Source organism: Cupriavidus sp. 05N40, assembly GCF_056397305.1.
In genome coordinates this window covers 1-8,665 of record NZ_JBFTND010000262.1, presented here as the reverse complement: position 1 = coordinate 8,665, position 8,665 = coordinate 1, and the positions used below count along the sequence as shown (strand labels likewise).

Genomic DNA, 8,665 nt, shown 5'->3' with positions numbered 1-8,665 from the left:
AATCTTAGCCGGGACGAGCTCAAGACGCTGTTTAGCCTGGGAGAGCGCTGAAAGGATGTCGCCCCACGTCATGCAGCAAAGACTATTCGGCTTTGATGTTGGCGGTCCTGACCACCTCCGCTCCACCGCCACGCGCACGTAGCAGTGCAACGCTCGCCACAGCGCTCTGCGGGCTGGCCCGAGTATCACACTGACCGCGGAGACGTAAGCATCCTGACGTACGCCGGCAAGTCCAGGCACTGGTAGCCGGCGGCCGTCAACGCCCGAGCCTCTTCGTCAGAAAAGGCTGGCGAGAACAGCGCCTTGGTCGAAGTCCACCCTTTCACCCGGCGCCCTTCCTTTGTCGACATGAACCGCTCGATTTGTTGCTCAAATTCGGAAAGCGAGGACAGGGTGTGCTTGCTTGCACTGCGCTTACACGAGCCGAAGCGAATACGCCGCGCGTCCTCGTCGAGTGCGACGATGTCGATCTCGATCGCGTTCTGTTCGTCTCGCGGCCGATTCCAGTAGCCCAGTTCGATGGAGGTCAGCGAGAAATCGCCCACGCCCTTTCGCGAACACTCTACGTGCAACTGACGAATCAGCTTCTCGAATGCGTATCCCTCGTGTCCGTGCAGCCGAGGGAGTGTCAGATCGATCGCCTTCGATAGCGGGCGCATGCGAGAAGCGTCCCGCGCCGGCTTCACGACCGACAGCCACACCTGCAGAAAGTTGTCGGTGATGTAATAGCGGGAATTGCGGCTCTTGCTCTCCGAGAACACCGGGTGGCGCTTGTCGACCATATGGTAATTCTCGACCAAGCGTTTGATTGTGACCTTCAACGACGCTTCGTCTTCATCCCGCAGCAGTGTGCCGACCAGTTGCCCGTGGCTCGAGCCCGGATGTTCCGAGAGGAAGTTTAGGACAGAGAGCAGTCTGCCCTTCACCTCACGGAGGAAGGATGTGTCTGCCTCTTCGGCCAGAGGGCTGCCTTCGCGAAGGAACATCCGCTCGAGCAAGGCTTCCTGAAACCGGGCGTCCACCTGAAATAGGCCCTGGTCATACGCGTCCCGGTAGAACTTGGGAACGCCTTCGAAGAAGCCCCAGAGCGTGAGCCAATGGTGCGGGTCGCGGATATCGTGTGCGCGGTACACCTCGATCAAGTCCTCGAAATCCCAGTGCTGCAGATCGATAGTCGCAGTGAGCCGCCCAAAGAGCGGCGCACCCTTGTCGTCGAGGAGCGCGCTCATTTCCGACTGCAGGGAGCCAAGGACAAACAGCCCGCCCCCTTGCGTATCGCGCAGCCGGTCCACTTGCTCCTGCAGGAATGAGTTGAAGGCGTAGAGCCTCCCCTCCGTGAAATACTGGAATTCGTCCAACACGACGATCAAGCCGCGGCGGCATAGAAGGCCGATCACGCCGGCCATCGAGGCGAAGTCAGTGACTTGCGGGGCCAGTGCATTTGCGATCTCGGATTCGCAGTCTTCCAGCGCCCGGCGGAACCCAGCCGCCACATCTCGCTCGTCTGAGTCTGGTATCTGCATGTAGACCATCCGAGCGAGTAACGACGGTTCGCTCTTGGATAGCTCACGCAGCAGGGTCGTCTTGCCAATGCGTCGTCGGCCTTGGATGCGGCAGAAGAACCAGTTTGGGCCATGGACAATCCGGTCCAGAGTCTCCAGCGTCCTCATTCGTCCGTAGAATTCCCAGGAGGTCATATTCTCTGCTTAAGTTACATTTATGTATCTTAAGTGATGGTTGACCGCAAAGCTAGGTGGGAAGACGGCTTGCTGCGGAAAAGCCCGTTCCCTACGTCAAGCGGAATAGCGCCGGGGACGTGTAGATTTGGATATCCCGTATAAGTTACAAAAATGTATCTTATCTTGAACAGTCCAAATAAGCGCTTTTTGCTTCACATATCCACGAACCCCTCGGCTTATAGGCCTGCATCTGGAGGAAGCGAAATCATTGCTGAGTCGGCTGCAGCGCACGATGGTCGCGGCACAGGTTGCCGAAGCGGTTGCCCGGATCAGCGTTTGCCCCACGTGCAGTGCGCAGTTGGCTTGCAAGGGTCACCATCACCTGGTCTTCCGTAGTGCGTTCGGGCGACTGTCGATTGACAGTCCCAGGATGGACAACTGCTCGCTGTCGAGCAAGCGCGCGGCCTGTGCCGCGGCGGTCACGACGAAGGCGAATTCGCCTCCTTGCGAAAGGGAGGATCGCGAAATAGATGCGCTGTTCGCGCGGCAGGTTGATCTTGCCGGCCAGGAACATCAAGGCTAGCAATTTTCCGGCGACCAGTACGACAACCAGCATCGCGACCAGAAAGGGCCGGTCCGCGAGCACACTGAAGTCGATCGCTTCTTCTTGCGTTTCGGAAGTTGATGGTGGTGCAAACAGCGTAGGCGGCTGCTTTGTTGCGGCGAATCAAGGCCCTTTCCCCGCCGATCGCCGGAAGCAGCGGGGGCGCTCTTCGCCGGGCGTCGGCGGCAGCACATACGCGTGCCGGTAACGGGCGAGTCCGACAAACAGCTCGGCGGTCGCGGGCAGCATCTGCCAGACAAGTGGCCGGCTTTCGTGAGCCACCGAACTCAGCCGCATCCCTCGCTTCTAGGCCTGGCGCAAGTTCACCCTCCCCGAGGTCCACCCGCGGCATGTCGCGCCAGTTCGCGACTACACCCTTGCGCTGCCGACGCCAACCTGAGAGCCCCCCCGCAGATCCTTGTCAGAAAAAGGAAAGCACATGACGCATGCGGGAAAGCGGAAAGCTGGGCCCGGCCTGATGATTCGACACACAGGTAGCCCCTCAGGCGAGCTCAATCGGCAAGCCACAGGTGCATCTTCATATTCGAGGAAGGCAGGAGACCACATGGCGAAAGTCGTTAGGATTTACGAAACAGGCGGGCCGGAGGTCCTTCGTTTTGAAGACGCCACGGTTGGCGAGCCGGGGCCGGGAGAGGTCCGCGTCCGTCACGTGGCCGCAGGACTGAACTTTGCTGACACCTACTTCCGCAGCGGCACTTATCAGGTTCCGCTTCCCAGCGGAATCGGCAACGAAGCCGCCGGCGTGATCGAGGCCGTCGGGGCCGGCGTCACCCATCTGGCGGTCGGCGACCGCGTGACCTATACGGGCTTCGCCAACACGCTGGGCGCGTACAGCACGGAGCGGCTGATCTCCGCCGCGCCGCTGATCAAGCTGCCGGAGGCAATCACTTGCGAAGTCGCCGCGGCGATGACCATGCGGGGCTTGTCAGCCTCCTACCTGATGCGCCGGATCTACCCGTTCAAGGCGGGTGACACCATTCTGCTGCATGCCGCAGCGGGTGGTGTCGGCCTGATCATTTCGCAATGGGCAAAGCTGCTGGGTCTGACCGTGATCGGAACGGTGTCTACCGATGCCAAGGCCGAAGTGGCGCGCGCCCATGGCTGCGATTACACGATCAACTACAGCCATGAGGACGTGGCCAAGCGCGTGCGGGAACTGACGGATGGCGTGGGCGTGTCCGTGGTTTTCGACAGCGTGGGCAAGGACACCTTCATGGCCTCGTTGGACTCCCTCAAGCGCCGCGGCCTGCTGGTGTGCGTGGGGTTCGCCTCCGGCCCGGTCACCGGGTTCGATCCGGCAATTCTGGCCCGCAAAGGCTCGGCATACCTGACGCGTCCCGGCCTGGCCGACTATATCGCCGATCCTGTTGAGAAGGCGGAACTGGTCGATGAATTGTTCGGCCATGTAGCGGCAGGCCGCATCCGCATCGAGATCAATCAGCGCTATGCGCTGGAAGACGCCGTGCAGGCACACCGGGACCTCGAGGCTCGAAAGACCACGGGTTCTTCCATCTTTGTGATTTGACGGTTTCCCGCCCCGGAAACGCTCTCATCTGGTTCGACATTCTCAATTTTTACGATTCACCCTGGAGACCCATCATCATGAACTTCCTTGACGGCCACTTGTATCCCGAGAACCAGCAGCCGCTGATCATTACGGCCGCTCCGTATGCGCCGGGCTGGATTCCCGCGGACTTCCCGGAGGATATCCCTGTCACCATGGAGGAACAGATCCAGAAGGCGGTGGATTGCTACGAAGCCGGTGCCCGGGTGCTGCATCTGCATGTCCGTGAAGCCGATGGCAAGGGGAGCAAGCGTTTGTCCATGTTCAACGAATTGATCGCCGGGGTGCGCGCCGCCGTGCCCGACATGGTGATCCAGGTTGGAGGCTCCATCAGCTTCGCGCCCGAAGAAGGCCAGGCCGCCAAATGGCTGAGCGACGACACGCGGCATATGCTGGCCGAACTCGATCCGAAGCCTGATCAGGTGACGGTGACAGTCAACACGACGCAGATGAACGTGACCGAGCATGCCGGCCTGGATGACTTCAAGGGCGTGTCGCGCGGATTCCCGCATCTCTACGACACGTACAAGGACATGATCGTGCCCTCGAATCCGAGCTGGGCCGAGGAACACATCCGACGCCTCACGGCCGCCGGCATCCAGAGCGAGTTTCAGGTCTACAACATCAACAGCTTTGAAACGATCGAACGCATGATTCGCCGCGGCGTCTACAAGGGCCCGCTGGTGATGAACTGGGTGGCGATCAGTGGTGGCATGGACCAGGCGAACATCTACAACCTGACCAACATGCTGCGTGCGGTACCCGATGGCGCCGTGGTCACGGTGGAAAGCTCGGTGCTCAATGTGCTGCCCATCAACATGATCGGYATGGCCCTGGGCCTGCACGTGCGATGCGGCATCGAGGATGTGCTCTGGAACCAGACCCGCACGGGGAAGATGAGTTCGGTCGAGCAGATCAAGCAACTGGTGCGTATTGCCCGCGAATTCGGTCGCCCCATCGCGACGGCGGAGCAGACGCGAGAGATCCTGAAGCTTGGCGTGTTCTACGACACCGTGGAAGAAACGCTCCAGGCCAATGGCTTCTCGCCCAATCGTAATGGTGGCCACCAGGGATTCCTGCGCAAGCAAGAAAATCAGTCGGCCTGACAACGGTTCACGCGGCCTTCTTGCGCTGTGCTTCGCGTCGGCGTTGCTCGTGCCGCTTGGGGCTGCGTCGCCCTTGCGGTTGGCGTTCCTGTGCTGCCAGAGCGATGCATCCGGAACGAGCGCAGCTAGAGCGATCGCCAACAGAAAAATTATATGGAGGGTGACAATGACATTTCGAATGCAAAAGCTGCTTGCTGCCACGCTGGGCACGGCAGCGCTTGCGGCGTTGTACGCATCCGCGCCGGTGCGGGCGGAGGATGCCTGGCCCGCGCGCCCGATTCAGATGGTCGTAGCGTCATCCGCAGGATCAGGAACCGATTCTCTGGCACGCCTGCTGGCGCAACGCCTGTCGGTGTCCTTGAAGCAACCGGTCGTCGTTGACAACCGGCCGGGCGGCAGTGGGGTCGTCGGAACAAACGTCGTTGTCAAGGCACCGTCCGACGGGTACACGCTGCTTTACACCACGGCATCGAACATGGTCATCGCCCCGGCCGTGCTGAAGACCATCCCCTACGATCCGAAGAAGAGCCTTGTGCCGATCGCCGAGACCGCGGAGGGCGGGGTGGTGCTGCTGGTGAGCAATGATCTGCCGGTTCACAACCTGCCGGAGCTGATCCAGTTCGTGAAGGTAAACCCGGAAAAATACGGCTACGCCACCTGGTCCACGGGGTCTTCCGGGCAGCTGACGATGGAATGGCTCAAGAAGCAGACCGGCATGAAGACCGATCACGTTCCATATCGGACTTCGAATCAATTGTTGACCGACCTTGCTTCAGGTGTCGTGAAAATCGGCTGGACCGATCCGGGCGCGCCCATTCCCTTCCTGCGTTCCGGTAAGGTCCGCGCCATCGCCATCGCAGGCAATGCGCGCGCACCGCAGCTGCCCGACGTCAAGACCATGGGTGAACAGGGCTACAAGTTCGATGCGGTGGGCTGGTTCGGCGTCTTCGCACCCTCGGGAACCAACCCGGCGATCCTGAAGAGGCTGGCTGAGGAAATCAATAAGGTCCAGAAATCTCCTGATCTCGCAGCCACGATGAAAGCCATGAACTTTGGGCCGCCACCTGCGRAGACTCCGGAGCAGTTCCGCGAGATGGTCAGCAACGATCTCCAGCTCTGGTCGAAGATCGCTACCGATGCGGGGATCCAGATCGATTAGTGCCCTGATTCCCCCCCGTAGAGCCGCAGCAAATTCAAGCTTTAAAACAGGACGAAGCGCAATTGCTCACCCGAAGGGGGAGGGGCCGCGCTCGTCCCTGCATATGCGCGGCTGTTTTGCGTAAAGGGGGAAATCGAATCTCAATTCGTCGCCTGGCAACGCTTTGACCTCGTGGCATCCGCGCGCCACAAGGTTGGAGACGATAACAATGAACGTGGAGGAGTTCTGGTGAAAAGAAAGATTCTTGCCTTGGCCGCCGTTAGTGCGTGTGGGGCAGCGAGTGCGCAATCCGGCGTGACCTTGTACGGTGTGGCAGACGTCAACGTCGAGTACGTCAATCGCGTCGGCGCCGCTGTGCCGTCGGCCGCCAACGGTTTCAAGTCGGGCGCCGGCCATAGTGTTGTCCGCGAGGACTCCGGTGGGTACTCCGGCTCGCGTTGGGGTCTTCGCGGCACGGAGGACCTGGGCGGCGGGATGAAGTCCATTTTCGTTCTGGAAAGCGGCTTCAATCTCGATACCGGCACGTCCCAGCAAGGCGGCCGCCTGTTTGGTCGCCAGGCCTTTGTTGGCCTTAGCTCGGAATATGGGCAGCTCACATTCGGCCGACAATATCAGTCGCTGTTTTCTACGCTGGCCAACTTTATCCCTGCCCGATATGCCACCCAGTACGAGCCGATCGGCGTGGTCACCGGAGCGAACTTCCGCGAGGACAATGCGGTGAAGTACGTCGGCGTGTTCGGCGGCCTTACGGCACAGGCCAACATGTCGTTTGGCGTAGGGACGACGCTGCCGCAAGTCGCCCCAAATGTTCCGGCCGCCGGTGGCAACGGTGAAGTTCCCGGGCAGTTTCGCCGCGACTCCGCCTATGGGGCGGGGTTGAGCTATATCTCCGGGCCTTTCGGCATAGGCGTTGCCTATGACCAGTGGAATCCGACGATCGGCACTGGCAGCGGTACCTTCAGAAAAGCCGCAGTCATGGGCAGCTACGCCATCAATGGCACGGCGAAGGTAATGGGCGGCTATCGCTGGGGCCAGAACAAGGACCAGAACGGTACCCTGACCATGCGCGACGATTTCTATTGGATAGGCGGTCAGTACCGGCTGTCTCCCGCACTCGACTTCACGCTCGAGTATGACTATCAGAACGTGAAGAGCCTCGGCGGCAACACGCACATTGCCAATCCCTGGCAGATTGCCCTGATTGCCGACTACGCGTTCTCGAAGCGTACGGATATCTATCTGACCATGGCCTATTCAAAGAACGCTGGCCTGGCGATGGAATCGGCCGCGAGCAACTACGCAACCAGTCTTACGGTCAACAACTACGCGCTGTCCAATGGCCAAAGCTCGATGTTTGGCGCCGCGGTGGGTATCCGCCACGTGTTCTGAGGGCGGCTATCAAGGCCAATCTACATAAGCTCCACCGGGAATGCCGATCTCCTGCCAAGTCGGCACTTTCCGCGGCATTCCCGGTTTCAAAGGTTCCACAGGAAACCCCTGTGGAACCTTTGCCCTTTTTGATACTGCAAGTAAAAAGGCAGTCTACGCGGCGGTCTTCCCACCGTTCACGTGAAGGGATCCCGGTGTTCCTTCCGTTCCTGCACTGTTCACAGCGATGTCGAGGCATCCAAAGCGCTCGATGGCATGCCGGACAAGACGGATAACATCGTCTTCACTGCTGATGTCGGCCGCCACGAAGTCTGCTTCCGCATCCATCTGCCGGAGTTCCGAGAGGAGGGCCGCTCCGGCAGCGGCGTTCCGCCCGGAGCACACCAGTCGCGCGCCTTTGGCTGCGAAGGCAAGCGCCGTCGCGCGGCCGATACCAGCGGTTGCACCGGTAACCAAGACAACAGGATAAGTCATGAATATTTCCTTGGATGGGTGAAGCGTTGTCCTTCGCTCTTTGGTCGGGAATGTACTGCTTGGTGGGACTTCGCCATGCTACGAAACATTGGGGTCGCTTGCCGTAGTTGCGCGCGGAATGTCGTGAATTGGAAAGTCAATGTCCTGACCGAATATGCATGGAAGCCCGCAACGCCAGATACTCGTCCCCGAGAAGCCGGCATCGTAGGTGATATCCCGTACTGATTCGAAGCCGGGCCGGCAGAACTACTTGGTCTCTCTATATGCAGGGCTGTACTGAGGCGTCTTCAAACCAAACGAGGAGTTCCAGTTTCATGGCATCCGAAAATCAGCCAACGGTTGTGATTGTTCCCGGCTTTCGCGATCACATACCAGAGCACTGGCAGTCGCTGCTGGCAGAGCGTTTGCAGCAGCAGGGACGAGCAGTGCGCATCGTGCCCCAGATTGATCAGGACAAGAGGTTGCGCCGTGCCAGGGTAGCGAACCTGGAGCGTGTCGTCAGCAACATCTCGGGGCCGGTCATCCTCGTTGCTCATAGTGTGGGCTGCCTGATCACCGTTCACTGGGCACAGGAGACGGAGTGCACTGTGCAAGGCGTATTGCTCGCCGCCCCGACCGACTATGGCAGCCCGTTGCCGCCCGGATACAGCGATCCGCAGACGCTGGCAG

General features: G+C 60.1%; 7 protein-coding genes and 1 pseudogene. 5 read left to right on the top strand and 3 right to left on the bottom strand.

The genetic code is table 11. The features are described 5' to 3' along the window. Positions 1-185: 185 nt before the first annotated feature. Together AC1DO7_RS36755 and AC1DO7_RS36750 are read right to left on the bottom strand one after the other, a co-directional pair. A complete protein-coding gene (locus tag AC1DO7_RS36755) occupies positions 186-1,697 on the bottom strand; it encodes an ATP-binding protein (protein ID WP_441622015.1) in 1,512 nt (503 codons plus the stop codon). Between the two features lie 247 nt (positions 1,698-1,944). Further along, on the bottom strand, positions 1,945-2,325 hold the full coding sequence (locus AC1DO7_RS36750; protein ID WP_441622017.1) for a hypothetical protein: 381 nt from the start codon (positions 2,323-2,325) through the stop codon (positions 1,945-1,947). A 523-nt stretch (positions 2,326-2,848) separates the two neighbouring features. Between AC1DO7_RS36750 and AC1DO7_RS36745 the strand changes: the two genes are divergently transcribed. The 4 genes from AC1DO7_RS36745 (at position 2,849) to AC1DO7_RS36730 (ending at position 7,522) form a co-directional block, all read left to right on the top strand. Continuing rightward, positions 2,849-3,829 carry a quinone oxidoreductase family protein gene (locus AC1DO7_RS36745; protein ID WP_441622019.1) on the top strand — a complete coding sequence of 327 codons (981 nt, stop codon included), beginning with the start codon at positions 2,849-2,851 and terminating at the stop codon, positions 3,827-3,829. 77 nt (positions 3,830-3,906) lie between these two features. Then, complete coding sequence (locus AC1DO7_RS36740) at positions 3,907-4,974, top strand: beta-keto acid cleavage family enzyme (protein ID WP_441622098.1); 1,068 nt, start codon at positions 3,907-3,909, stop codon at positions 4,972-4,974. A 166-nt stretch (positions 4,975-5,140) separates the two neighbouring features. Further along, the gene (locus AC1DO7_RS36735; RefSeq protein WP_477117262.1) at positions 5,141-6,133 is read left to right on the top strand and encodes a Bug family tripartite tricarboxylate transporter substrate binding protein; all 993 of its coding nucleotides are present in this window, start codon (positions 5,141-5,143) and stop codon (positions 6,131-6,133) included. Positions 6,134-6,361: 228 nt separating this feature from the next. After that, entirely contained in the window at positions 6,362-7,522 is a 1,161-nt protein-coding gene (locus AC1DO7_RS36730; protein ID WP_441622023.1) for a porin, read from the top strand. 183 nt (positions 7,523-7,705) lie between these two features. On the opposite strand, the pseudogene AC1DO7_RS36725 reads toward AC1DO7_RS36730, so the two are convergent. Next, positions 7,706-7,996: pseudogene (locus AC1DO7_RS36725) on the bottom strand (SDR family NAD(P)-dependent oxidoreductase); the annotation flags it as partial. A 314-nt stretch (positions 7,997-8,310) separates the two neighbouring features. Here AC1DO7_RS36725 and AC1DO7_RS36720 point away from each other — a divergent pair. Then, on the top strand, positions 8,311-8,665 hold a 355-nt coding region (locus AC1DO7_RS36720), incomplete at its 3' end, for an RBBP9/YdeN family alpha/beta hydrolase (RefSeq protein WP_477117261.1).

Excerpts from the sequence above, each read along its gene's own strand:
- AC1DO7_RS36755 (WP_441622015.1), bottom strand. The coding sequence starts at position 1,697 with ATGACCTCCTGGGAATTCTACGGACGAATGAGGACGCTGGAGACTCTG.
- AC1DO7_RS36745 (WP_441622019.1), top strand. The coding sequence starts at position 2,849 with ATGGCGAAAGTCGTTAGGATTTACGAAACAGGCGGGCCGGAGGTCCTT.